The sequence below is a fragment of the Archangium gephyra genome, from assembly GCF_049060025.1.
In the GTDB taxonomy this organism is placed as follows: Bacteria; Myxococcota; Myxococcia; order Myxococcales; family Myxococcaceae; genus Archangium; species Archangium gephyra_A.
In genome coordinates this window covers 1,380,686-1,404,570 of the sequence record NZ_JBMEQQ010000002.1, presented here as the reverse complement: position 1 = coordinate 1,404,570, position 23,885 = coordinate 1,380,686, and the positions used below count along the sequence as shown (strand labels likewise).

Genomic DNA, 23,885 nt, shown 5'->3' with positions numbered 1-23,885 from the left:
GGCCCAGACCGGTTCAGCGCGGGGTGAGCTTGAGCAGCTTGCCGTTGGTCTCGTCGGTGAGCAGGTAGAGCGCGCCCTCGGGGCCCTGCACCACCTCGCGGATGCGCGCGTTCAAGCCCGTGAGCAGCCGCTCCTCGCCCACCACGCGGTCATTCCTCATCATCAGCCGCACCAGCGCCTGGCTGGACAGTCCTCCGATGAAGACGTTGTCGCGCCACTCGGGAAAGAGTTCCCCGGTGTAGATGGTCATCCCCGAGGGCGAGATCACCGGATCCCAGTAGTACACGGGCTGCTCCATGCCCGGGCCCTGCGTGCTCTCGTGGATGGGCGCGCCCGAGTACTCCTCGCCATAGCCGATGGTGGGCCAGCCGTAGTCCTTGCCCGCCTCGGGGCGGTTGAGCTCGTCTCCTCCGCGCGGTCCCATCTCCACTATCCACAGCCGCTGCTGGCGGTCGAGCGCCGCCGACAGGATGTTGCGGTGCCCCACCGACCAGATCTCCCGCTTGGCCCCCTCGGTGTTCACGTACGGGTTGTCCAGGGGCACCGAGCCGTCGGGGTTGATGCGGACGACCTTGCCGAAGTGGCTCCGCACATCGCGCGCCTGTACGCGGCCCGCGAGGATGGAGCGCTCGCCGAGCGTGACGAACAGCTTGCCGTCGGGGGTGAACACCAGCCGTCCTCCCGCGTGCAGGGTCGACTCGAGCGTGGGCATCATGCGGAAGATGACCTGCACGCCCTCCACGCGCGGCTGCGCCCCCTCCACGAGCTTCGCGCGTGCCACCGCCAGACCATTGCCGCCCGAGCGCGGCTCGTAATAGGTCCAGTAGATGAGGCCGCGCTGGGCGTAGTCGGGGCCCACCTCCACGTCGAGCAGACCGCCCTGTCCACGGCCGTCCACGGGCGGCAGACCCGCGACGGCGGGAGACTTCGCGCCCTGGGGCGTGACGATGTAGAGCGAGCCGGTGGGCTTCTCCGTCACCAGCATGCGCTGGTCGGGGAGGAAGGCGATGGCCCAGGGATTCCTGAAGCCCGAGGCGATCTCGGTGACCTGCACGGCCGTCTTCGTCTGGATGGCCGGAGCGCGCGTCTGACCGGGGAAGGCCGGTTGGAACTCGGGCACGTTGGCAGGGCCCGTCGGGACGGGGGGGCCGCTGGGAAGGGGTTCCTCGGGAGGCGGCTCCGTGTCCCCGGGGGTTGGCAGCGGGCCGTCCGGGTTGGGGCGCTTGCTGGGACAGCCCGCCAGGAGGGCGGCGAGGAGGATGGTCATCGACAAGGTTCGCATGGAACTCTCTCCAGGACAGGGGAGGGAAGGGGTGCCTGCTGGCGGTCCAATAAACAAGGAGGGAAGGGGCACGCCATCAATCGATCGGGCGGGTGTCCCGCGTCAATCAATGACTGAATGCGTCAAACCCCCTGAGAAGAAACTGCTCGGAGCCTCGGCCCGATAATCCCAGCGGACGTTCGCCTTCAAACGAGACCCGCCATGACCCTCCGGATTCCGCCTTCCTCCCAGCCTCGGATCTCCCAGACCGCCAAGACGGAGATCGCGAAGGCCGCTCCCAAGCCCGCCGAGAACAACGTGGCCACGGAGCTGATGAAGGACCGGATGGACCGCTTCAAGACGATCAAGGCGCCCGTCAAGCAGCTCTTCAACGACTTCAAGCTGCCCGAGAAGCTCGGCGGCGAGCGCTCCACTCGAGACGCCCTCTCGGAGATGGACACCCTCTTCCTGGGGCCGGAGACCCACGGCTCGTCGGATGGAGGCGCCACGGTGGTGCGGGACGCCCCGAATGTGAATGACCGCCGCGACACCGGCGGACCACTCGGTGGAATCGACCTGGGCGGCATCCTCGGAAAGGGAAAGACTCCCACCCCCAGCCGCAAGGAGGCCGCCGAGGCCCAGTTGGAGGCCAACGCCGCGCTCGAGCAGGAGCAGCTCGCGAAGATGTCCCCCGAGGATCGCGCCCGCTACGAGGCGGTGCAGCAGTCCTGCCTCGACGCGGGCGATCCGGTGGCGGCACTCTCCCTGCAGAAGCTGCTCTTCGAGGGCAAGCTGCCCGGCGAGGAGGCGCTGGTGGGCGGAGGCACGCTGCTGGAGCAGTTGGCCACGGCGGCCGATCCCAACACCCCCATGGCGGAGGGCCTGGATCGGGGGGCCTTCCTCTGTGATCTGGTGCAGGAGCTGGCCACCCCCAGCGCCATCAACCAGGGCAGCGTGGGCACCTGCGCCCCCACCACCGTCGCGATCGATCTGGCGATGCAGAATCCCGCCGAGTACGCGCGCATCGCCCTGGGGCTCGCCAGCCCCAGCGGAGAGGTCGAGCTGGCCGGAGGCCAGACGCTCACGCGCGAGAAGGGCACCGTCCTGGATGACGGCAAGGGCCGCTCCAACGTGCAGCGGCTGATGGGCTCGGCCTTCATGGAGATGGCCAACGGCGATCGCAACTACGTCAACTCGACGGAAGAGGGCGATGGCGCGTGGTCCAACGATCTGGACGTGCTCTACGAGGCGGTGTGGGGCCGGACCATGTCGGACAAGCGGCTGACCACCGCGGAGCAGCGAGCCGGCGCCATGGACATCATCGACACCCAGCTCGAGGCAGGCCGCAATGTGCCGGTGGCGGTGTCCTGGGGCGACGGCTACCACAAGCTGCTCGTCACGGGCACCGAGACCATCGATGGCCAGGAGTACATCAAGTACACCAACCCGTGGGGCCGCGAGGAGCGCATGCCCCGCGAGGAGTTCGAGGCTCGCCTGGCGGACATCAACTACGATCCGAGGGTCCAGCTTCAGGCCCTCCTGGGCGGCGGGAGCGTCCCGCAGCCGAGGCCCACGCCGCCGCACCGTTCGGAGAGTGACCTGGATCTCAAGCGGCTGCGGCGGCACGCGCAGGTGCGCGGCTAAGCCAGAAGGGGTAGGTCCTGTCAGGGGGGAGGTTCCGGCCGCGATGGGGAGCAACTGGTCCGATGGTCGGACCACCCAGGAAACCCCGGCGGCCGGAGCGCAAACCCCTCCCTCGCACCCTACGAATGATGCAGCGGGCGGTTGGCGGGAACCTGTTCGCGCCCGAAGTTGTCTGCACCGTTCTCGAAGCTGGGAGGACCTATGCGCGTAGGCATTCAGGGGTGGGGCTCCGAAGGCGACCTGCGTCCGCTGGTCGCGCTGGCGGCGCGGCTCAAGCGCGACGGTCACGCGCCGCACCTCGTCCTCACCTCCATCGATGGGACAGACTACACGCGTCTGTGTGACACCCTTGGCGTTCCGCTCACGGTCACGCCTCGCGAGCTCGCCGTCTCGCTTCCGAGCCTCGCGAAGGAGGGCACCAGCAGCGACCCCTCGAAGCTCTCGCGGGCCCTCCTCGACCAGGCGTTCTTTCCTTATCTCGAGGAGATGTATGCCGCGGCCGTCCAGCTCTGTGAGCGCTCGGACGTGGTCGTCGGCCACCTGTCCTGCTGGTACGTGAAGGCCGCCGCGCTCGTCACGGATACGCCGTTCGTCTCGCTCCACTACCACCCGGGCCTGGTTCCGTCGCGTCACCAACCGCCGCCGGGCCTACCGCCGTGGGGTTGGTTGAACCGCCCCGGCTGGGCGCTGCTTCGCGCCGTGCTGGATCTGGCCTTCCGCAAACCGGCTGCCGCGTTCTTCGCGAGCAAGGGACTGCCGCGCATCCGCCACGCGCTCCCGGATCTCCTCTTCTCCGACCAGCTCAACCTCTTCGCGGCCAGCCCCGTCCTCTGTCCACCGCCTCGGGACCTCGCACCCATTCACGCCATCTGCGGCGCGTTCTCGATGGAGGCGGAGGTGACTCAGTGGGAGCCCTCGGCCGACCTGCGCGCCTTTCTGGACGGCGGGGACAAGCCGGTGCTGCTCTCACTGGGTACCATGGAGCATCTGGCCCCCACCCAGGCGCGCGAGTTGCTCATCGCCAGTGCCCGTGAGGCAAAGGTGCGGGCCGTCATCCAGACCAAGCGAGGTGCGCCTGAAGGGCAGGACGGGAATCTCTACTTCCTTCCCTGGGCACCGCACGACCGGCTGCTGCCGCTGCTCTCCGCCGTCGTCCACCATGGAGGTGCGGGAACCAGTCACGCGGTACTCCGCGCGGGGCTGCCCGCCGTCATCCTCCCGTTCATCTTCGAGCAGGCGATGTGGGCCAATCAGGTCCACCGGGTGGGTGCGGCTGCGAAGCCGCTCTCGTTCTGGAAGGCGAAGCCCATGCACGTCGCGGCGAGAATCCGTCAGACGCTGGAACTGGAGGGACTGCGACAGCACGCACGAACGCTCGGCGCGGCGATGGCCATGGAGGATGGGACCGGAGTCGCAGTGGCACGGCTGCTGAGCGCGTTCCCCGAGTGACGGCCGCCGCTACTGAACCAGCGATGGAGATTTCCGAGGACCGTCCTGCGAAGCTGGGACCATGGAACGCTTCGTCGAGGTCGCCGAGGGAGTCTCGCTCTGGGTCGAATCACGAGGGCCGGAGGATGCGCCCGCCGTTCTGCTCATCATGGGCTCCACCGTCTCGGGACTGGTCTGGCCCGACGAGCTCGTGGAGGTCCTGGCCCGGAAGCACCGGGTCATCCGCTATGACCACCGGGACACCGGAGCGTCCACCTGGGCTTTCGACAGGGTCCCTTACTCCGCGACCCGGATGGCCGAGGACGCACTGGCCATCCTCAATGCGCTCGGCATCGAGCGCGCGCACGTCGTGGGCCTGTCGTTGGGAGGCTTTCTGGTGCAGTGGCTCCTGGTCGCGCATCCCGAGCGGCTGCTCAGCGCGACGGTCATCGGGGCGCCCGCCCTCGAAGGCGCGCCCGCCCGCGCCAACGTGACGGCGCGAGCCCCCGTAGCTCCCGGCCTGTACGAGTTCTGGCGCCACATGTTCGAGCCGCGTGAGCGCGAGGCGCAGATCGAATGGCGGGTCGAGAACTGGCGCAGGCTCAACGGCGAGGCGATTGCCTTCGATGCCGAGGAGTTCCGTGCGCTCGAACGGCGCATCATCGCCCACGCCGGCCGTCACGACACCTCGGAGGCCCATGCGCGGGCCGACCCCTCCGGACTGGCTCGGGGGCGGAGCTCGCTCACGTCACAGTGCCCACGCTCGTCATCACCACCCCGGAGGATCCCACCAATCCCGAGTCCAACTCACGGTTCCTCGCGGAGACCCTGCCGCGCTCGACCCTGGTGAAGATCGACGGGATGGGGCACGCGATTCCACGTGCCGTCGTGCCCCCGCTCGCGGCGGCGCTCCTGAGCCACATCGAGAACCACTGAGATTCTACGGAAATGGGGTTGTGATGATCGACGTGATCATTGCCGGCGGTGGACCGACCGGGTTGATGTTGGCCAGCGAGCTGCGGCTGGCTGGGGTGCGAACGGTCGTGCTGGAGAAGGAGACGGAGCCGACCCGGTATGTCCGCGCGCTCGGTCTGCACGCGCGCAGCGTCGAGGTGATGGACCAGCGCGGTCTGCTGGAGCGGTTCCTCGCGCTCGGCCAGCAGTACCCGCTCGGTGGTTCCTTCGCCGGCATCGTCAAGCCGCGGCCGGACCGGCTGGACACCGCACATCCGTACGTCCTCGGCATCCCGCAGACCATCACCGATCGCCTGCTGACCGAGCGCGCCAGCGAGCTCGGCGCCGAGCTCCGGCGCGGCTGTGAACTGGTCGGGCTGAGCCAGGGCGACCACGGGGTGACCGCCGAGCTGGCCGACGGCACGCGGCTGCGCTCGCGCTACCTCGTCGGCTGCGACGGCGGCCGCAGCACGGTGCGCAAGCTGCTCGGCGTCGGCTTCCCCGGTGAGCCCACCCGGGTCGATACGCTGCTGGGCGAGATGGAGGTGGCCGTACCGCCGGAGACGGTGGCTGCCGTGGTGGCCGAAGTCCGCAAGACCCAACTCCGGTTCGGCGTCGGGCCCTTCGGGCAGGGGGTGTACCGCGTTGTCGTGCCCGCAGAGGGGGTGGCCGAGGACCGCTCGGTCCCGCCGACCCTCGAGGAGTTCAAGCGGCAGCTGCGGGTGTTCGCCGGCACCGACTTCGGCGTGCACTCACCGCGCTGGCTCTCCCGCTTCGGCGACGCCACCCGGCTGGCCGAGCGCTACCGGACCGGCCGGGTGCTGCTGGCCGGCGACGCAGCGCACATCCACCCGCCGACCGGAGGGCAGGGGCTCAACCTCGGCATCCAGGACGCGCTCAACCTCGGCTGGAAACTGGCCGCCGAGGTCAACGGCTGGGCACCGGAGGGGCTGCTGGACAGCTACCACACCGAACGGCACCTGGTGGCCGCCGACGTGCTGGACATCACCCGCGCGCAGTTCGAGCTGCTGTCCCCCGAGCCGGGCCCCCGGTCCGTGCGCCGGCTGCTGTCGGAACTGATGAACTTCGAGGACGTGAACCGGTACCTGATCGAGAAGATCACCGCGATCGGGGTCCGCTACGACTTCGGAGAGGGGCATGAACTGCTCGGCCGGCGGATGCGGGACGTGGCGCTGAAGCGGGGGCGCCTCTACGCGCTGATGCACGGCGGCCGAGGGCTCTTGCTCGACCAGACCGGCCGGCTTTCGGTGGCGGGCTGGGCAGACCGGGTCGACCACGTCGTCGACGTCAGCGAGGAACTGGACGTGCCCGCGATACTGCTGCGGCCGGACGGCCACGTGGCGTGGGTCGGTGAAGCTCAACAGGAGCTGCTCAGCCAGCTTCCAAAGTGGTTCGGCGATGCTGCCAGCCGCTGAGTCCCCGACGGGTCAAGCCGCTCGCGGACGCCCGCGCGGTGGCGGTGTCCCCTGCGGGGCCCCGGAGTAGGATGCGCCTACCCTCGGCGAGCTTTCGCCCGGTCCCCAGACCCATCCAGGAGAAGAAACATGACGGGATCATCCCTGGGCTCGCGTGCGACAACGCTCGCGTGCCTGCTCGCGGCACTCGTATTGGCCGGCTGCAATACCGGAGCACAAGGCCCCCAGGGCCCGCGGGGCGACACAGGCCCGCAGGGCCCCAAGGGTGACACCGGAGCGCAAGGGCCCCAGGGGCCTCAGGGGCCTCAGGGGCCAGCCGGTCCCGTGGGCACCTCTCCCAACTGCCCGTATGGCTACACCCAGGACGACGCAATCACCGCGTACACCGTCTGCAAGAAGGGCGTGGACGAAGTGGTGAAGGTCGGCTTTGGCGCGAGCGCCTTCTGGATCGACCGCTACGAGGCCAGCATCTACCAGAGCGCGGATGGCACCGGGACGCAGTACGGTGCGGGGAGCCAGGACTACCCCTCCACCTTTCCCATCAATGGCCAGGGCTCGGTGGCCCACCTGCGCTACGCGCAGAGCGTCGCCGGCAAGACGCCCAGCACGTTCCTCAGCTGGTTCCAGGCCGCGCGCGCCTGCCGGGCCAGCGGCAAGCGGCTGCCCACCCATGACGAGTGGCTGGAGGCGGCGGCCGGCACGCCGGATCCAGGCTCCAGCAGCGGAAGCGGAGGCACCTGCAACACCAGCAGCGGCGCCAAGCGCCTGACGGGCAGCGGCACCGCGTGCGAGAGCTCCCTGGGGCGCCCAGGACATGATTGGCAACGTCCACGAGTTCGGCGCGCAGTGGGGCGCCTCGCTGGGCAACGCCACGCCGAGCGCGTCGCCCTGGCCAGGCTCCGCCTTCGCCGCGGATGCCACGGTGAACATCACCTCCAGCGCCTACGGGTTCTCCGGCGCCGTGGTGGGCATGCCCGCCGCCATGCTCCTGGGCGGCAGCGCCGTGGATGGCACCGGCGCGGGTGTGCTCGCCATCAACCTGAGCAACGGCCCCGTCGCCACCAATTGGAACCTCGGCTTCCGCTGCGTCATCCCACGCTAAGCCAGGAGGGGTATGTCCTGTCAGGGGGTCCGGGCGCGATGGGGAGCAACTGGTCCGATTGTTGGACCAGTCGGCACGCCGCGCGGCCGGAAGGCGCTCCGTGCGTTCCCGCCCCCTGAAAGAACTGACTTCCACTGGCTTGGCGGCAGCGGGTTGCTCCACGGGCAGGCGGCGGGAACGCGCCGCGCCGGGTCGAGCCGCTCACCCCTGGCTCACCCGGTCCGGCAGCTCGTTGCCCGCCACGTCCTCACCCGGAATGACGGTGCGCAGCAGTCCACCAATGCGCTCCACCGCCACCTCCAATCCGGACACGGGCTCGCCCCGCTTGGAGCCCTCGGCCACCGCCTCCACCACGGACTCCCAGAAGCCGGGCATGGCCGCGCCGTGCACGCCCCGGCCCGCGTACACGGCTACTTTGCGATCCTCCACCGCCACATAGAGGATCACCCCGGTGTCCGCGGCCGTCTGGCGCACGAGTTTCTCGAAGAGCGCCATGGCCCGAGCCAGCGCGTTGCCGCCCACGCACCGGCGTTCCACGTGCACGAGGACCTCGCCCCGGTTGCCCTGCTCCGCCCGGCGGATGGCCTCGACGAGACGCGCCTCCTCCTGGGGCGTCAACACCCGCTTCACCCGCTGCCACGGCCATTGCATTCCCGGAGGATAGACCATCCCACGCCCACCGGCCCAACATCCAGAAGGCGCGTCGAGCGTCGCCTCGATCTCACGGAACAGCTATCGCCTCGGCGAGGGCGTTGAAGGAGCTCGTCGGCTCCGTGCCGGTGCCGCGGTAGGGCTTGGGCTGCCTCACGGATCCATCAGCGTGAGGTGGAACGGCGCGGCCATGCGGCCGTAGGCGGGCAGGGTGAGCTCGTGCGTGGCCTGGGGGGCGGTGGGAGCCGGGGTGCAGGCGGTCGCCTTGCCCGCCGTCTCCATGCACTCGAGTCCCGAGCCGTCCACATCCATCCAGACCTTCACCACGGCCACTTCCTCGCGGTGCTCCGAACGGGGCGAGCAGCGGCTGATGTTCTGCTCGCCGGAGAGCAGCGGCCGGATCTCCGCCTCACTCGAGTGCACCGAGGTGTAGCCCATGGTGCCCTCCTGGGAGACCAGGGTGGCGAGGATGGGCCCCTGGGCGCTCCCTTCATAGGAGACGGTGAAGCTCACGCAGACCTCCTGATCGTAGTCGTAGACGAGGCAGCCGGAGGAGGCGACGGACAGGGCGAGCACGAGGGCGAGGAGACGCATGGTGGGGAAACTCCGAGGTGAAGGAGGCGCCGGCACTCTAGTCCTCACGCCCGGTAGGCGGCCTCCCTTCCACCACGTGTCGTGCCACGGGGTGTCGCTCAAACTTCCCTGGGAGTTGATGCCAGAACGGAAGGAGGGCGAGGAGGAGGCCTCATCGCGCCGAGCCGTGAGCAGGAGGTGGCTTGACATCCCACCGCTTCAAATTTAACTAGTACGCTAGATGTTGAGACGCTAGATGTTGGAACACTGGAGAGCCATGGCTTCGAAACGGCAATCCGTCGGCACACAACTTTCCTTCGCGCTTTATGGTGCGGCGAACCGAATGGCGCGGATGCACAAGCCATTCCTCGAGCCGCTGGGCCTGACCTTCCCCCAGTATCTGGTGATTCTCGACCTGCTGGATGGCGCGCCACTGACCGTCGGCACGCTCGGCGCCCGCTTGGACATGGACACGGGCACGATCACGCCGCTGGTCAAGCGGTTGGAGAGCGCCGGCTTCGTGACGCGCACCCGCGATCCGGCCGACGAACGCCGCGTGCTGGTCGACCTGACACCCCGTGGCCGTGCCCTCGAAACCGAGGTTCGGGGCATCACCGACAAGATCAAGTCGGCCTGCCAGCTCACCAACCAGGGCTTGGACGAGCTCCGTCGCACGCTCGAAGCGCTCGCCCACCCGACGAGCGAGTGAGACCTTCAAGGACTGAAGAGGAGACGCAATCATGAAGATCGGCATTTTGGGGACTGGCCACATCGGGAAGACCCTGGTTCGAAAGCTGAGTGCGGCCGGACATGACGTGAAGGTGGCCAACTCCCGCGGCCCGGACACCATCGAGGCCGACGTGCTGTCCTCTGGGGGACGCGCGGTCACGGCGGCGCAAGCCGTGGCGGACGTTGACGTCGTGATCCTGTCGATCCCCCTCCATCGTCTTCCCGAGGTCGCGCCGCTCATCGCCCGCGTACCAGCCGAGACGGTCGTCATTGACACGTCGAACTACTATCCGGGGCGGGACGGCAGGATTGACGCCATCGAAGCCGGTCAGGTCGAGAGCCTGTGGGTGTCCGAACAGTTGGGCCGTCCCATCGTCAAGGCATGGAATGCGATCGGGTCCGACTCTTTCGCGAAGAAGGGCAAGCCCGCGGGGAGTCCGGACCGCATCGCGCTTCCCGTTGCAGCCGATAGTGACAGGGATCGCAAGGTGGGAATGGCACTCGTCGAGGACACCGGGTTCGACGCCTTCGACGCGGGGACGCTTGCGGAGTCCTGGCGGCAGCAGCCTGGCGCGCCCGGCTACTGCACGGACCTCACCCGCGAGGAGCTGGCGGCCGCCCTTGCCGCGGCAGAGCGGGCGCGATTGCCGAAGCGGCGCGACCTGGCTGTTGCCGCAATCGTGGAAAGGGTGGGAGACGGCACAAGGAACCCGGATGCGGAATACGGCGTCCGCCTGAGTCGTGCGTTGTACATGTGAGCCCCGGCCCCGGTACGGGGGCCCTCTCAGGGGGAGTGCCGGCGGCCCGCCGATGCGCTGACTTCAGGTCCGGGCCTCTGGCACCAGGCGGACACCCTGGGGAATGAGGAAGGAAGCCGCCGCGAAGGGAGAGACCTTCGCGCCCGCGGCGAGCGTGAGGCGGTAACGGCGGACCACCGTCGCGATGACGAGCACCAGCGCCAGCTTCGCGAGCGAAGCGCCCATGCAGAGGCGAGGGCCACCCCCGAAGGGGAAGTACGCGTACTTCGGGAGCCCCTCGAGTGAGCCATCGAGCCAGCGCTCCGGGCGGAACGTGTCGGGGTCCGCGAACCACCGGGGGTCCCGGTGGGCGACCCAGGGGCTCAGCGCCAGGCTGACACCCCCGGCGATCCGGTAGCCGCCGAGCTGCACCTTCCTGGAGGGACTCCCGGGCCGTCATCCAGACGGGCGGGTAGAGCCGCAGCGTCTCCTTGATGACCGCGTTCGTGTAGACGAGGCGTTCCGCATCTTCGGTCGTGGCCCGCCGGCCACCCAGCGTCTGCTCCACCTCGGCGGCCACCCGCGCATCCACCTCCGGGTGCAGCGCCATCAGGTAGAGCGTCCACGCCAGCGCGATGGCTGTCGGTTGATGCGCGGCGAGCAGCATGATGGCCACCTCGTCGCGGGGGTACCAGGGCGGGGCCAGACAGCCATCCTCCCCATCGCGAGCCTGGTGCACCAGCTCGAGGAGGTTGGACGAGCCGTGGCTCCGCTCCCGGAGGCGCTCGATGAGCCCGTAGATGGCCCGGTCGAACTGCCAGACCGACCACCTGAACCGGAGGTTTCGAGGCGTGGGGAGCCAGCGCGGAATCCGGATGGGGAGCGGCCGGAAGCTCCACGCCAGGAAGGAAGTGACCCGCCGGATCTCGTTGGCGCTGAGGTCCGAACCCAGGAGGAACCGCCCGACCACCTGGGCCGAGAGGGGCGCGACATCGCCCTCGAGCGCGCGCACCTCGCCAGGGCGCCAGGCGGCGATCATCTCCTCGGCGGCGTCGACGATCGGCTCCGCGCGGGTGTCGACGCGGTCACGCTTGAACAGGGGCTGGAGGAGCCTGCGCTTGTAGAGCCAGTCCTTCCCGTCCGTGTGCATCAACGCATGGTGATACGAGCCCGTCTTGGCCCAGGTGGGCTTCTGCCCGGTCTCCTTCGCGAAGCTCCGCTGGCTGTTGACGAAGACGTGCTCGATGTCGCGGGGATGGCAGAGGAGATAGTTGTCCTGGCCCAACCGGACGACATCACCGAACTCCCGGGCGCACCGGGTCACGAACCGGAGCGGGTCGGCGTGGAAGTCCGCGACATTGGCAATGCCCCACGCCCCCTCGGGGCCGGGCGGCTCGTGATGAATCGCAGTCATGTGAACTCTCCTCTCGTCGACAGCAGGTGCTCGCGCCAGGAGAACCGGCCAGCGGCATGAGCCCGCGGCTGGCCGGTTCAAGTCATGACTTCAACCGTTGACTCAGTACCCGCCACCCGGCGTGAGGGCCTGGTACTGGCGCGTCAGCTTCTTCGGATTGGACAGGCCCAGCGCCACCGCGATGTAGAAGAACGTCTTCATGTTCGAGCTCCTTGTTTGGGCTTGGAAGTGCTTCAGCCCACCAGGATGGCTCTGCAGCGCCCATGCCGTGTCAGGGGCTCTCATGTGTCGAGGGATTGAGACGTCGAAACACACGGGCTGACGCGCCACAGGCCGGGCTGACACGCCAACGGCCGGGCTGACACGTCGGAACCGCCGGCCGCGTGGACCGAACGGCGTCCCCTCAACAGGCCTTCCCTCCTACCTGTACTCCCAGGCACAGGGGGGGAGGGTGACCGCGAAGGTGGTGCCGCGTCCCGGCTCGCTCCGCACCTGGATGTCGCCGCCCATGGACTTCAGGTGGGTGTGGCAGATGGACAGGCCGAGCCCGGTTCCCTCTCCCACGGGTTTCGTGGTGAAGAAGGGCTCGAAGATGCGCGGCAGCACCTCGGCGGGAATTCCCACCCCCGTGTCGCTCACCTCGATGACGGCGTGCCCCCGCTCGTCCCGGCGCGTGGTGACACGCACCTCGTTCCGCTCCGCTCCTCCCTCGGGGATGGCCTGGGCGGCGTTGACGATCAGGTGGAGGAAGACCTGGCCCAGCCGCGTCTCGTCACCGAGCACCGTCGGCGGCGTCCCATACTCCTTCACCACCCGGGCCCGGGGGCGGAGCTGCCCGTCCGCCGTCGCCAGGGACACGTCGAGCAGCGCATGGAGGTCCACCTCCTTCGAGGGCTCCCGGTGGGCGCGGGCCAGGGTCCGCAGGTCCGCCACGATGCGGCGCACCCGCTCCGCGCCCACCTTCGCCTCGGAGAGCGCCTGCTCCACCTCCTGCCAGCGCTCGGACTCCTCCTCCCGCTTCGTGAGCTCTCGCAGCTCCCCCGTCACGTAGTTGAGGTTGGAGAGGATGAAGGCGAGCGGGTTGTTGATCTCATGCCCGACGCCCGAGGCGAGCGTCCCCACCGCGGCCATCTTCTCCGCCTGGACGAGCCGCTCCCGGGTGTCCTGGAGTTCCTGGAGGCGGGCGCTCAGCTCGGTGGTGCGCTCCTCGACCCGCGCCTGGAGCTGGCGCTCGCGCAGGCGGTGTCCGCGCAGGCGCAGCCACACCCCACCGCAGAGGACCAGCGCCCCCCCCAGCGCGCAGGCCGCCCGGAAGAGGAGCGTCTCGTGGAAGCGGGGCCGCTGCTGGAGCCTCAGCTCCGCGACGGGCGTCGTCCGGCCGTCCTCCGTCGAGAGCGCCATGACGCGGAACCGGTAGTCCCCCGGCGGCAGGTGGGTGTAGTCGGCCTTGCGCTGCTCCGGCCCGGCCTCCACCCAGTCCTTGTCGAGGCCCTCGAGCTGGTAGCGGAAGCGCAGGCGCTGCGGCGCTCCCAGGCTCGGGGACGTGTAGTGGATCTCCACCCGCTCCGCGCCGGGAGGGATGTGACTCCACTGGGAGGCGGGCACGGTCCGCCCATCCACCCGGACCTCTTCGAGCAGCACCGGTGGCGGCGAGGCCACGGGCGCTGCCTCGTGCTCCGGATCGTAGGCGACGGCGCCGCGGATGGTGGGGAACCACAGCCGCCCATCCCGGGTGCGCAGCCCGGACGGCCACCCCACGGAGTTGCACTCCGGGGAGCGCATCCCGTCGTCCGTCCCGAAGAGCCGCGAGCGGACCCGTGCGAGCCGGCCCTCGGCCACCGCTTCCAGCTCCTCCAGGGAGACGCGGAAGATGCCCTTGTTGCAGCCCACCCACAGGTTGCCGCGCCCATCGGGCATGGCCTGGAGGATCATGTCGTCGAAGAGCCCCTCGGCCCGGGTGAAGCGCGTGAGGCGCCCCGCCTTCCATCGGAAGAGGCCCGTGGTGGAGCCCACCCAGAGCGTGCCGTCCGCCTCCTCGTGGATCGTCAGGATGGAGCCGGCGAGCGGCTTCTCCCCGGACGCCAGGGGAACGAGGCGGCCCGCCTGGACGGAGCCCAGGCCGCCGTTGCCATGACCCACCCAGAAACCTCCCGCGGCCCGCGGGTGCAGCACGGTGATGGAGGCACCGGGCCACCCGTCCCGTGGAGAGAGCAGCTCGAAGCGTTTCCCATTCCATCGGGCGAGCCCCAGATGGGTTCCGGCCCAGAGGGTGCCTTGCTCATCCTCGTGGACGGTGCGCACGCCCCCGTGCAGTCCCTCGGCCTCTCCGAGCGAGCGGGTGATCTTCCCCGCCCGCCAGCGGCTCACGCCTCGCTGGGTGCCGAGCCAGAGGCCGCCGTCCCGCGCCTCGGCGATGGAGAGGACCCGGTTGCTGGGGAGCCCTTCGCGCGTCGTCCAGTGCGTCATCTCCCCATCCTTCAGGCGGGTGAGGCCGCCGCCCAGGGTGGCGAACCAGAGGCTGCCGTCGTGGGACTCGTGAAGGGCGGCCATCATGTCGTGCGGCACTCCCTCGGGGCGGCCGTACGGGGAGAAGAGCCCATCCTTGAGGCGGTGCAGTCCCCGCGACTCCGTCCCCACCCAGAGGTTGCCCTCGGCGTCCTCCAGCAGGGCGAAGACCGCGTCACCTGCCAGCCCGGAGGGGGTTTCCAGGACGGAGCGCTGGCCGTGGGTCAGGCGCAACAGCCCGCGGTCCGTGCTCCCCACCCAGAGCGTGCCCGGCCGGTCCACGAGCAGGATCCCGATGGGGGTGCCCGGCAGGCTCGCCTCGGGCACGGGGTGCATCATCCCGTCCCGCAGCCGGTACACGAGGCCATTCAGGGTGCCGGCCCAGAGGGCGCCGTCCCGGTCCAGCGCGAGCGACAGCACCCGGGAAGGCGTGTCCGCGAAGGCGGGCCCCTTCTGGAAGGTGGCGCCGTCCCATCGCAGCAGGCCGCCCTGCGAGGCCACCCAGAGATTCCCGGCCGCGTCCTCGGCGAGCGCATCCACGTGATCGCTGCCGAGCCCGTCTCCGGCCTTCCACACCTGGAAGTGTCCCTGGGAGAGACGCAGCAGCCCGTGACCGGCCGTGGTGATCCACAGGCTCCCATCCCGGGCGGGCAGCAGGCGGCGCAGGTTGGTCAGGGTGATGCCCTGGGGTGGGGTGACGCGGAAGAAGGTGCCCTCCCGCATGCCGGCGAGCCCCGAGCCCGTGCCGATCCACAGCGTCCCGTCCTGGCCGCGGGCGAGGCCCCAGATGAAGCGATCCGGGAGGGCCGGCGTGTTCTCCGGGTCGAAGACGGTGAAGCGCACGCCGTCGAAGCGCACCAGCCCCTCATAGGTGCCGCTCCAGAGGTAGCCGTCCGCTGTCTGGACGAGGGACAGGATGCTGTTCTGCGGCAGCCCGTTCTCCGTCTGCCAGGTGCGGGAAGGGAACTGGGTCAACGCCTTGCCCGGCTCCAGGGCCCAGGCACTCCCGGCGGCTGCCAGCAGGAGGCCCAGCAGCACCCGCGTGGCCAGCACACTCACGCGGACCCGGTCAGGTGCGAGGCGGGACTCGTTCCAGAATCCGCGGAGGGCAGGGGGCATGAGGGACGGCGAGCCTACGGGCAGAGCCGTCCGGAAGAATAGAGGAGGTCGTCCCTGCCTCCCATCCCCCCCCTCTCGGGGAGAGAGGGGGCAGGCTGCCCGGCGCTCAGGCCTTGAGCGCCTTGGAGATCGGCAGCTCGCGCACGCGCGTTCCCGTGAGCGCGAAGACGGCGTTGGCGATGGCCGGCGCCACGGGCGGCACACCCGGCTCGCCAATGCCTCCCGGCGCCGCGTCGCTCTGAACGATCTCCACGTGAATCTTGCGCGGCGCCTCGCCGATGCGCGCGAGCCGGAAGTCGCGGAAGTTCGACTGCTCGACCGCGCCGCCCTTCATCGTGATGGCACCGTACAGCGCGATGCTCATTCCGAAGATGATCGAGCCCTCCATCTGGGCCCGCACACGGTCCGGGTTGATGACCGTGCCGGCATCCACGACGATCCACGCCTCGTCCACCGCGACCTTGCCGTCCGGCTTGCGCACCACCGAGGCGACCACGCCCACGTAGGACAGGAAGCTCCGGTGCGCGGCCAGGCCCAGCGCCCGGCCGTCCTTCTTCCGGTCGCTCCACCGCGACAGCTCCGTCACCCGCTCGATGACGCCCCGCAGGCGGCCCACGTCCACGGGATGCTTCTCCAGCGGCTGGCCGTAATTGGCGAGCTTCTCGACGCCGAGCCTCCTGCACCGTCTTCACCGCTCGCGGCGGCCCGAGCACCTCCAGCATGACGTCCCGCGTGTCCTCGCCCCGGGCGTGGGCGATCTCGTCGATGAAGGAGTTGACCGAGAACGCGTGGAAGATGTTGTAGACGGATCGCAGCCAGCCGATGCGCACGTGGGCATTGGCCTCGCACGCCTCCGCGCGGATGTTGGGCACCCCGATTCCCAGGTCCAGCACGCCCTGCTGCAGATCCCCCACGGAGGGCCGGTTGACGGGCCCGAAGGTCGAGCCGATCGGCGGGAACGCGGTGCGGTGTCTCCAGGCCACCACCTTGCCGCTCGCGTCCAGGCCCGCGGTCAGCCGCTGCGCGCTGACGGAGTGGTAGTAGTCGTTGCGGAGGTCGTCCTCGCGCGTCCACTGCACGCGCACCGGCACGCCCGCCTCCTTCGCGAGCAGCACCACCTCGGAGATGAAGTCCGCCTTGGACTTCCGCCCGAAGCCGCCGCCCAGGAACGTCACGTGGACCGTGACCTTCTCGGGGGGAAGCCCCAGCGCCTGCGCCGCCGTCGCGCGTGCCGCCTGCGGGTGCTGCGTCGGGGCCCAGATTTCACACGTGCCTCCCTCGACGCGCGCCACCGCGACGGGCGGCTCCATCGGCGCGTGCGCCAGGTGCGGGACGTGGTACTCGGCCTCGATGACCCGCGCCGCCTTGGCGAGCGCACCCTCGGCATCTCCGACGCTGCGCAGCACGGTGCCCGGTGCCTGCACGGACGCGCTCAGCGTCTTGCGGTACTGCTCCGAGTCATAGGCCGCGTTCGGGCCCTCGTCCCAGATGATCTCCAGCGCGGCGCGGCCCTTCATCGCCGCCCAGGTGTTCTCCGCGAGGACGGCGATACCTCCCCAGGTCTGGAAGGCGTACGGAGCCTTCGGCGCCGGAAGCTCGATGACCCGCTTCACCCCGGGAACCGCGAGCGCGCGGGTGGCGTCGTACCGCGTCACGCGGGCCCCGACGATCGGCGGCCGGGCGATCACCGCCGTGAGCATGCCCGGCAGCCGGATGTCGGCTCCGAACACCGCGCTCCCGTTGACGTAGGCGGGCCCGTCGATCAGCGGCAGCTCCTTGCCCACGTTGCGCAGCTCGGACTTCGGCCGGAGCTTGACCTCCGCCGGCTTGGGCACGGTCTGCCTGCCCGCCTCGAGCGCCAGCTCTCCGAAGCCGAGCGTGCGCTTGCTGGGGCGGTGGAGCACCACGTGGTTGCTGGCCTCGCAGGTGTCCGGGGCCACCTTCCAACGCTTCGCCGCGGCCGCCACCAGCATGGTGCGCGCGGTGGCTCCCGCCCGGCGCATGTCCTCGTAGATGCCGCGGACGCTGTTGGAGCCGTCCGTGTTCTGGTCTCCGTAGGCCGGATCTCCGTCCGCCTGGACGATCTTCACCCGCGCCATGTCCGCGCCGAGCTCGTCGGCGATCAGCACGGGCAGCGAGCTGCGGATGCCCTGGCCCATCTCGGAGCGGTGGCAGACGATCGTCACCAGGCCGTCGGGAGCCACGTGCACGAAGACGTTCGGGTTCAGCCCCGGGGCGGAGGCCTCCTCGGCCTGGGAGCTCGTCGGCGGCCTGGGCCCGGAGAGCTTCCCGGTGGGCTCGTCCGCGAGGCTGTCACTGGAGAAGAAGCCGATGGCGAGGCCGCCCACGGCGAGGTTCAGGCCCGCGAGGAAGGTCCGCCGGGCAATCAACGGGTGCCGGTTGCTCATCGCGTCCTCCCTATTCCTCGTTCATGCCCGCGGCCTTCTTCACGGCCGCGCGGATGCGCGTGTACGTGCCACACCGGCACAGGTTGCCCGCCAGAGACTGATCGATCTCGGTGTCGGTGGGCCGCGGCTTCTTCGCGAGCAGGGCCGCCGCGCACATGATCTGTCCGGCCTGGCAGAACCCGCACTGGGGAACGCCCAGGTCCACCCAGGCGCGCTGCAGCGGGTGTTTGCCGTCCGGCGAAAGCCCTTCGATCGTCGTCACCGAGTGTCCGTCCGCGCGGCGGATGGGCGTCACGCAGGCGCGCACCGTCTGGCCGTCGAGGTGGACGGTGCAGGCGCCGCACAGCGCCTCGCCGCAGCCGTACTTCGTGCCGGTCAGGCCGAGCACATCCCGCAGCGCCCAGAGCAGCGGCATCTCGGGATCGACGTCGAGGCTCCTTGTCGACGCCATTGATACGGACTCGAATGATCATGGCCGTGACTCCTCGCTCGGGCACTCCGCGCCCGTCTCCACCCATGCCGATACGATGGCGCCGAAGCGCTCCTGCGTACCCGGTGCCGGCTCGCGGTCCGCACCGGGCTTCCAGCCCCAGCCCACCAGCTCATCGTGCGCGTTGTGCTCGACGATCTGCGCCAGCGACTTGCCCCCGTTGCGCTTCGGGTCCTTGAGCTGCTCGCACACCTGGCGAGGCGTGCGGCCCACCCAGGCCATCTCCAGGGGCGCGAGGTGCCAGTTCGGCGCCCCGGGCACCCGTGAGAGCTCCGCGTTGCGGTCCTGGTGGCAGCTCGTGCACTCCATGCCAGCGATGCCGCGGTCCTCGGGGCCGCGCCGGACGGGAGGATCGTGGAGCTGCCAGCCGGTCCGCTGGTAGGGCGAGTCCCCATCGGGATGGCAGTTCGCGCACCGCGGATGCAGCAGCACCCGGCTGGCCTCCAGGAAGAGCGCGCGAGAGCGATCGGCCCGGTCCGTGATGACGCCGAACGCCTCGGGGGCGCGCAGCTCGGAGGGGCCAACCTCGGGAAGCATCTCGGACGGCGACGGTGCGGGCTGACGCCGGCCACAACCCATCGCCAGGAGGACGAGGGCGGACGCACAGAGACGGACGTACGGCTTCGTGGTCGTTCTCAAGCCCTCGGACGGTACTCCAAACGGGTGGGCCCCGGAAATGAATCGGGGGCCGAGCCCACCAGGCCCCGGCCCCCGTCTTCAGCTCTTCAGCGATTCAACGGCTTAGAGCATGTCCTTCAGCGCCTTGAGGGGCTGGATCTTCACGACCTTGCGCGCCGGCTTGGCCTTGAACATCGTCTCCTGGCCGGTGAACGGGTTGATGCCCTTGCGCGCCTTGGTGGCCGGCTTCTTCACGACCTTCATCTTCATCAGGCCCGGCACCACGAACTTGCCGGGACCGCGGCCACCCATGCTCTTCTGGATCTGCCCGCTGAGCGCCTCGAACACGGAGGACACCTGCTTCCTGCTCAGCCCGGTCTGCTCGGCGATCGACACCAGCAGCTCGGACTTCGTCGGGCCCCTGTCGGAGGATGCAGCCTTCTTCGCGGTAGCGGTCTTCGTCTTCGCGGCCATTGTGGTTCTCCTTGTGAAAAGGGATGAATTCTCACTGCCAATATCTATTCAGCGAGAAATCGGCAATGGATCAAACGATCTGGCGATGCGGATCCGCTGGAGATCCGACGATCAGCCGGCCTTGGCCACCGGGCTCTCGACCACGATATCCGAGCGCGTGCTGCCGACGATGGCGAAGAGCTCGGCCTGCTCGGCCTCGGGGACCTTGTACTCATCCAGCACGGCCTTGAAGATGCCGGCGAACACCACCCACTCCGAAGCCGAGATGTTCAGGTGCTTGTGGGACTCGGCCATCGTCTTGCCCGTGTAGCGCTGGGGGCCGCCGGTCACCTGGCACACCATCTCGGTGACCAGGTACTTGAAGCCGGCCTTGGGCACGCGGTGGTGCGCCTCGTCCACCAGCGGGTTCGCGTTCAGCTCGGGGGCGACCATGATGCGATCGATGAAGGTGTCCACCACCGCGGCAATGGCGTAGACGCCCCCCAGCCGCTCGTACAGCGAGGGCTTCTTCGTTTCCGTGCTCATTTCCGGCTCCAGATGGGCCCGTGGGTTCATCCCCGGGCTCCGGCACCGGACCTTATGACAGGACACGTGGACGCAGGAAGGCCGCCTCCCGGGCGAGCGGCCCCGCCGCTACCTGGCGAGCGGACCGAACGTCCATTCGGGATTCGACGGCCCCCGCCCATACCGCACCCGGAACGGCTCGCCGGCCTTCACCCCGGCGAGCTCCCGCGGGGTGAGCGTGAACACCACGCGCCGCTGATCATTCGGATCCGGGTAGCGGCTCGACGCGAGCTCCAGCTCTCCCATCACCAGGGTCAGCAGCTCGTCCCGGACGGTGAAGGGGACGTCACTGCGCAGCTCGAGCTCGAGTCGTCCGTCCTTGCGCCGCTCCAAGCGGACGACGCTGCCGGACACCTGCCTCCGGACGAGCGGCAGGGGACGCAGCTCCCTCCCGGGCTCGGACCGCGTGGCCAGCGGATGGCTCGAGAGGGCGCCCTGCCTGGAGGCGCGGAGGTTGGCCAGGAAGAGCTCCCCGCTCGGCGTCTTGTCGAAGGTGAAGCGCACGCCCCGGATGGCGTGGAGGTTGTCCGCCCGGAATGCCGCGAGCGGCAGCCGGACCGTCTGCAACATGGCGTGGAAGTCCCCGAACGGCCCCCCGGGGGGCCCCCGCAGATCCACGAAATCGGCGATATCGAGCGGCTCCGAGAGGCCCCCCTGCGCGTCCACCAGTTGCACGGAGAAGTGGACCGGCTCGAAGTAGCTGTTGAGGCCGCTCGGGGCGCGCTCGATGCGGACCTCCAGCGTGGCGTAGGACTTCAGCGACAGCCCCTTGCCGGGCCGGGTGAAGTTCGCCTGGAACCAGGTGTCCTCCCCGGCGGACGTCCAGGAGATCCGCCCCCCCTGGAGCAGCGCATCATGCTCGGGGAGCGGTCCGTGCTCGATGTGGATGTTGCTCGCGTCGTTGGGGATGCCGGACGTGCCGAGGCCGGTGGGGCCGAGGAAGTCCTCGAGCCGCAGGGTGACCTCCTCGTCCGCCGTGGGGGTCATGCCCCGGTCCACGCGGGTGATGGCGGCGAGGCTGGGCGGCACGGGGAACTGCGGATCGAAGAGCCGATCCCAGACCGCCTCCCGGTGCGGCCCGACGTTGGCGAGGAAGAAGGCGAGCATGGGGATGCGGCCCGTCTCCTGCTGGGCCGTGGAGCCCGACACCCCCGGCCCGGTCGAGAACAGGGGCTCGTGGCCGGTGCACCCCGGCGAGTCCGACTCCTGCCACTCGGTGTTGTAGTAGTTGTGGTTCGCCCCCCAGACGGTGAGCGTGGACTTCATCCGCTTCGGCTGCTCGTCCTCGGTGAGCAGCATGCGATCGAAGGGGCGGACGCCCTGGAGATTGTAGACATCCCCGTCACACACGGGCAGCAGGACGTTCCACCGCGTGCCGTTGGCATCGAGCACGCGTTCCGTCTGCCCGTCCACGGGGCCGATCTCGAAGATGGCGTTGAAGCGCAGCCTGTCGGGGATGCGCTGCTTCCAGGGGCTGCCGGGGTCGCCATATTGGACGTAGGCCGCCCGCGCGCCCTCGCCGCCTCGCGAGTGCCCCATCAGCCCCACCTGCTGGAAGTCCAGTTGCCCCCTCAGGCTCACCCCCAGCGAGCCGGGCGTGGGCTCGTGGCCGCGGTTCCACCGGCTGAGCAGGGCGAGGTGCTTGAGGATGAGGCGCCCCCGGGCCAGGTTCAGGCCGAAGTCCCCGGCGACGCCCTCGCCCGCGTTGATGCCGCGGTTGGCGTTGATGGACACGACGATGTAGCCCCGGGCCGCGAGCGGCTCGGCGATGTAGCCATACCCGGCGTGGCTGGGGACCACCTCGTAGCCCGGCGGGCACGTGCCCAGCCCGGTGTACTCCACGCTGTCGTCGATGCGGGGGTTGGAGCCCGTGCCGCACGTCGCGTGGTTGCCGTGCAGGAAGACGATCACCGGGTAGCGTTGGCCCCGCTTCAACGTGGCCGGGCGGTAGATCCGCGCCCACAGCTCGGTGACGCGATCCGGCAGGATGTCCGGATCCACGGTGGCCGGGAGCTTGTATTCTTCGCTGACGACGGGTTGCAGTGCCCGCGTGGCGAGCGCCGCCTGGGACCGCGCGAGGGCATCCTCCTCCGGCTCCCACGAGGTCTCCGTGGCCCCGCATCCTCCCGCGCCCGAGATGACCAGCGCGGAACACACGAGTGCCCTCACATATCGGCCAGCCCCCATCGCTTCCCCCCCTCCAGGCCCACCCAGCCCCTACCGAGCAAGGTTGTCTCGCTCGTCCGGGGTGTCAATCCGGTCTGGGAGTACGGGGTGAGCGGGCCTTCACCAGCTCGTGCGGACCGGGCGGCCCTCGTCGTAGCCCGCCTGGCTCTGCACGCCCACCACGGCCCGCTGGTGGAACTCCTCGAGCGTCCGCGCGCCCGCGTAGGTGCAGGAGCTGCGCACGCCCGCGATGATCTGATCGATGATGTCCTCGACGCCGGGGTGATCCGGGTCCAGGTACATGCGCGAGGTGCTGATGCCCTCCTCGAAGAGCTCCTTGCGGGCGCGATCGAAGAGGGACTCGCCGCGCGAGCGGGCCTTGACGGCACGCTGCGACGCCATGCCGAAGTTCTCCTTGTAGAAGCGACCGTCGCTGTCGCGCAGGACGTCCGCCGGGCTCTCGTAGGTGCCCGCGAACCAGGAGCCGATCATCACGTTGGCCGCGCCCGCCGCGAGCGCGAGCGCCACGTCACGCGGATGCCGGACGCCGCCATCGGCGCAGGCATGCTTGCCGTGCTTCCGGGCCTCCTCCGCGCAGTCCAGCACCGCGGAGAACTGGGGCCGGCCCACCCCGGTCATCATGCGCGTGGTGCACATGGCTCCGGGTCCCACGCCCACCTTCACCTGATCCGCCCCGGCCGAGATGAGCTCCCGCGTCCCCTCGCGGGTGACGACGTTGCCGGCCATGACGGGCACGGAAGGGGAGAGGGAGCGGATGCTCTCCACCGCCTCGAGCATCCGGCGCTGGTGGCCGTGCGCCACGTCCACGACGAGCAGATCCGTCCCGGCGCGCAGCAGGGCCTCGGCCTTGGCCTTCACATCCCCGTTGATGCCGATGGCGGTGGCGATCAGCAGCTTGCCCTTCGCATCCAGCGCGGGCTTGTAGAGCGTCGAGCGCAGCGCGCCCTTGCGCGTCACCACGCCGATGAGCCGGCGCCCGCGGACCACGGGCGCGGAGGTGAGCCGCTTGCTGGACAGGCGATCGAAGATCGTCTCCAGCGGCGTGCCCTCGTCGATGGTGAGCAGATCCGTGGCCATCACCCGCTGGAGCTGGGTGAAGCGGTCGAAGCCGGCGGCATCGTTCTCGGTGAAGATGCCGACGGGCTCCTCCTGCTCGTTGACGATGATGACGGCGCCGTGGGCGCGCTTGTGGATGAGGTTGAGCGCCTGCTGGATGGTGTCGCCGGGCCGCAGGGTGATGGGCGTCTCGTAGACGGGGTGGCGCGACTTCACGTAGGCGATGTTGCTCTCGACGATGTCGAGCGGGATGTCCTGGGGCAGCACGGAGATGGCCCCGCGGCGCGCCACCGTCTCGGCCATGCGCTTGCCCGAAACGGCCGTCATGTTGGACACGACGATGGGGAGGGTGGTGCCCAGGCCATCGGCCGGTGTCAGGTCCACGTCCAGGCGCGAGCCGACGTCCGAGCGGCCCGGCACCATGAAGCAGTCGTTGTAGGTGAGATCGTAGGGAGGCTTCTGGTCATCGAGGAACCGCATCACACCCTCCAGGGGGGCGTACCCTAACGCCTGGCGGCGGCCCCATTGATTGGAA

Annotated in this window: 16 protein-coding genes and 5 pseudogenes; 8 read left to right on the top strand and 13 right to left on the bottom strand. The window is 69.7% G+C overall.

Annotated elements, in window-relative coordinates:
* Nucleotides 1-13 precede the first annotated feature (13 nt).
* Nucleotides 14-1,282, bottom strand: a complete 1,269-nt coding sequence (locus ACN28I_RS06315) for a PQQ-dependent sugar dehydrogenase (protein WP_420941208.1) — start codon at nt 1,280-1,282, stop codon at nt 14-16.
* A gap of 201 nt (nt 1,283-1,483) precedes the next feature.
* Here ACN28I_RS06315 and ACN28I_RS06310 point away from each other — a divergent pair, with 201 nt between their 5' ends.
* The 6 genes and pseudogenes from ACN28I_RS06310 (at nt 1,484) to ACN28I_RS06285 (ending at nt 7,825) form a co-directional block, all read left to right on the top strand.
* Nucleotides 1,484-2,905, top strand: a complete 1,422-nt coding sequence (locus ACN28I_RS06310) for a hypothetical protein (RefSeq protein ID WP_420941207.1) — start codon at nt 1,484-1,486, stop codon at nt 2,903-2,905.
* A gap of 201 nt (nt 2,906-3,106) precedes the next feature.
* Nucleotides 3,107-4,354 (top strand): glycosyltransferase, encoded by a 1,248-nt coding sequence (locus ACN28I_RS06305; protein WP_420941206.1) that lies wholly within the window; start codon nt 3,107-3,109, stop codon nt 4,352-4,354.
* Nucleotides 4,355-4,415: 61 nt separating this feature from the next.
* Nucleotides 4,416-5,269 (top strand): annotated as a pseudogene (locus tag ACN28I_RS06300) (alpha/beta fold hydrolase).
* Between the two features lie 23 nt (nt 5,270-5,292).
* Complete coding sequence (gene rox, locus ACN28I_RS06295) at nt 5,293-6,723, top strand: rifampin monooxygenase (protein ID WP_420941205.1); 1,431 nt, start codon at nt 5,293-5,295, stop codon at nt 6,721-6,723.
* Between the two features lie 129 nt (nt 6,724-6,852).
* Nucleotides 6,853-7,419 (top strand): annotated as a pseudogene (locus ACN28I_RS06290) (SUMF1/EgtB/PvdO family nonheme iron enzyme); the annotation flags it as partial.
* Nucleotides 7,420-7,537: 118 nt separating this feature from the next.
* Complete coding sequence (locus tag ACN28I_RS06285; protein WP_420948875.1) at nt 7,538-7,825, top strand: hypothetical protein; 288 nt, start codon at nt 7,538-7,540, stop codon at nt 7,823-7,825.
* Nucleotides 7,826-8,026: 201 nt separating this feature from the next.
* Here the strand turns inward: ACN28I_RS06285 and ACN28I_RS06280 are convergent, their stop codons facing one another.
* Both ACN28I_RS06280 and ACN28I_RS06275 read right to left on the bottom strand, forming a co-directional pair.
* Complete coding sequence (locus ACN28I_RS06280; protein ID WP_420941204.1) at nt 8,027-8,476, bottom strand: TPM domain-containing protein; 450 nt, start codon at nt 8,474-8,476, stop codon at nt 8,027-8,029.
* A gap of 153 nt (nt 8,477-8,629) precedes the next feature.
* Complete coding sequence (locus ACN28I_RS06275) at nt 8,630-9,070, bottom strand: hypothetical protein (RefSeq protein ID WP_420941203.1); 441 nt, start codon at nt 9,068-9,070, stop codon at nt 8,630-8,632.
* Between the two features lie 256 nt (nt 9,071-9,326).
* On the opposite strand from ACN28I_RS06275, the gene ACN28I_RS06270 reads away from it, so the two are divergent.
* Both ACN28I_RS06270 and ACN28I_RS06265 read left to right on the top strand, forming a co-directional pair.
* Nucleotides 9,327-9,758, top strand: a complete 432-nt coding sequence (locus tag ACN28I_RS06270) for a MarR family winged helix-turn-helix transcriptional regulator (protein ID WP_420941202.1) — start codon at nt 9,327-9,329, stop codon at nt 9,756-9,758.
* Between the two features lie 31 nt (nt 9,759-9,789).
* Nucleotides 9,790-10,536 carry an NADPH-dependent F420 reductase gene (locus tag ACN28I_RS06265; RefSeq protein WP_420941201.1) on the top strand — a complete coding sequence of 249 codons (747 nt, stop codon included), beginning with the start codon at nt 9,790-9,792 and terminating at the stop codon, nt 10,534-10,536.
* Between the two features lie 63 nt (nt 10,537-10,599).
* On the opposite strand, the gene ACN28I_RS06260 is transcribed toward ACN28I_RS06265, so the two are convergent.
* The 10 genes and pseudogenes from ACN28I_RS06260 to ACN28I_RS06215 all read right to left on the bottom strand — a co-directional run bounded on the left by ACN28I_RS06260 (nt 10,600) and on the right by ACN28I_RS06215 (nt 23,830).
* Complete coding sequence (locus ACN28I_RS06260; RefSeq protein ID WP_420941200.1) at nt 10,600-10,947, bottom strand: cytochrome P450; 348 nt, start codon at nt 10,945-10,947, stop codon at nt 10,600-10,602.
* 67 nt (nt 10,948-11,014) lie between these two features.
* Nucleotides 11,015-11,929: pseudogene (locus ACN28I_RS06255) on the bottom strand (cytochrome P450); the annotation flags it as partial.
* 420 nt (nt 11,930-12,349) lie between these two features.
* On the bottom strand, nt 12,350-15,553 hold the full coding sequence (locus ACN28I_RS06250) for a two-component regulator propeller domain-containing protein (RefSeq protein WP_420941199.1): 3,204 nt from the start codon (nt 15,551-15,553) through the stop codon (nt 12,350-12,352).
* A gap of 106 nt (nt 15,554-15,659) precedes the next feature.
* Nucleotides 15,660-17,961, bottom strand: a pseudogene (locus ACN28I_RS06245) (molybdopterin cofactor-binding domain-containing protein).
* Between the two features lie 10 nt (nt 17,962-17,971).
* Nucleotides 17,972-18,434 (bottom strand): annotated as a pseudogene (locus ACN28I_RS06240) ((2Fe-2S)-binding protein).
* Nucleotides 18,431-19,030, bottom strand: coding sequence for an Isoquinoline 1-oxidoreductase subunit (locus tag ACN28I_RS06235; RefSeq protein WP_420948580.1), 600 nt, complete (start codon nt 19,028-19,030; stop codon nt 18,431-18,433). The pseudogene ACN28I_RS06240 and the gene ACN28I_RS06235 overlap by 4 nt, the downstream one beginning before the upstream one ends.
* Nucleotides 19,031-19,192: 162 nt before the next feature.
* Nucleotides 19,193-19,543 (bottom strand): HU family DNA-binding protein, encoded by a 351-nt coding sequence (locus ACN28I_RS06230; RefSeq protein WP_420941198.1) that lies wholly within the window; start codon nt 19,541-19,543, stop codon nt 19,193-19,195.
* A 111-nt stretch (nt 19,544-19,654) separates the two neighbouring features.
* The gene (locus ACN28I_RS06225; protein WP_420941197.1) at nt 19,655-20,068 is read right to left on the bottom strand and encodes a group I truncated hemoglobin; all 414 of its coding nucleotides are present in this window, start codon (nt 20,066-20,068) and stop codon (nt 19,655-19,657) included.
* Between the two features lie 108 nt (nt 20,069-20,176).
* Nucleotides 20,177-22,264 carry a hypothetical protein gene (locus tag ACN28I_RS06220; RefSeq protein ID WP_420941196.1) on the bottom strand — a complete coding sequence of 696 codons (2,088 nt, stop codon included), beginning with the start codon at nt 22,262-22,264 and terminating at the stop codon, nt 20,177-20,179.
* Nucleotides 22,265-22,393: 129 nt separating this feature from the next.
* On the bottom strand, nt 22,394-23,830 hold the full coding sequence (locus ACN28I_RS06215) for a GuaB1 family IMP dehydrogenase-related protein (protein WP_420941195.1): 1,437 nt from the start codon (nt 23,828-23,830) through the stop codon (nt 22,394-22,396).
* Nucleotides 23,831-23,885 lie beyond the last annotated feature (55 nt).

Bases quoted from the DNA above. Each gene is read 5' to 3' on its own strand.
- rox (WP_420941205.1), top strand. From the start codon at position 5,293: ATGATCGACGTGATCATTGCCGGCGGTGGACCGACCGGGTTGATGTTG.
- ACN28I_RS06230 (WP_420941198.1), bottom strand. From the start codon at position 19,543: ATGGCCGCGAAGACGAAGACCGCTACCGCGAAGAAGGCTGCATCCTCC.
- ACN28I_RS06250 (WP_420941199.1), bottom strand. From the start codon at position 15,553: ATGCCCCCTGCCCTCCGCGGATTCTGGAACGAGTCCCGCCTCGCACCT.
- ACN28I_RS06235 (WP_420948580.1), bottom strand. From the start codon at position 19,030: ATGGGTTGTGGCCGGCGTCAGCCCGCACCGTCGCCGTCCGAGATGCTT.
- ACN28I_RS06225 (WP_420941197.1), bottom strand. From the start codon at position 20,068: ATGAGCACGGAAACGAAGAAGCCCTCGCTGTACGAGCGGCTGGGGGGC.
- ACN28I_RS06315 (WP_420941208.1), bottom strand. From the start codon at position 1,282: ATGCGAACCTTGTCGATGACCATCCTCCTCGCCGCCCTCCTGGCGGGC.
- ACN28I_RS06280 (WP_420941204.1), bottom strand. From the start codon at position 8,476: ATGCAATGGCCGTGGCAGCGGGTGAAGCGGGTGTTGACGCCCCAGGAG.
- ACN28I_RS06285 (WP_420948875.1), top strand. From the start codon at position 7,538: ATGATTGGCAACGTCCACGAGTTCGGCGCGCAGTGGGGCGCCTCGCTG.
- ACN28I_RS06270 (WP_420941202.1), top strand. From the start codon at position 9,327: ATGGCTTCGAAACGGCAATCCGTCGGCACACAACTTTCCTTCGCGCTT.
- ACN28I_RS06215 (WP_420941195.1), bottom strand. From the start codon at position 23,830: ATGCGGTTCCTCGATGACCAGAAGCCTCCCTACGATCTCACCTACAAC.
- ACN28I_RS06310 (WP_420941207.1), top strand. From the start codon at position 1,484: ATGACCCTCCGGATTCCGCCTTCCTCCCAGCCTCGGATCTCCCAGACC.
- ACN28I_RS06275 (WP_420941203.1), bottom strand. From the start codon at position 9,070: ATGCGTCTCCTCGCCCTCGTGCTCGCCCTGTCCGTCGCCTCCTCCGGC.
- ACN28I_RS06265 (WP_420941201.1), top strand. From the start codon at position 9,790: ATGAAGATCGGCATTTTGGGGACTGGCCACATCGGGAAGACCCTGGTT.
- ACN28I_RS06305 (WP_420941206.1), top strand. From the start codon at position 3,107: ATGCGCGTAGGCATTCAGGGGTGGGGCTCCGAAGGCGACCTGCGTCCG.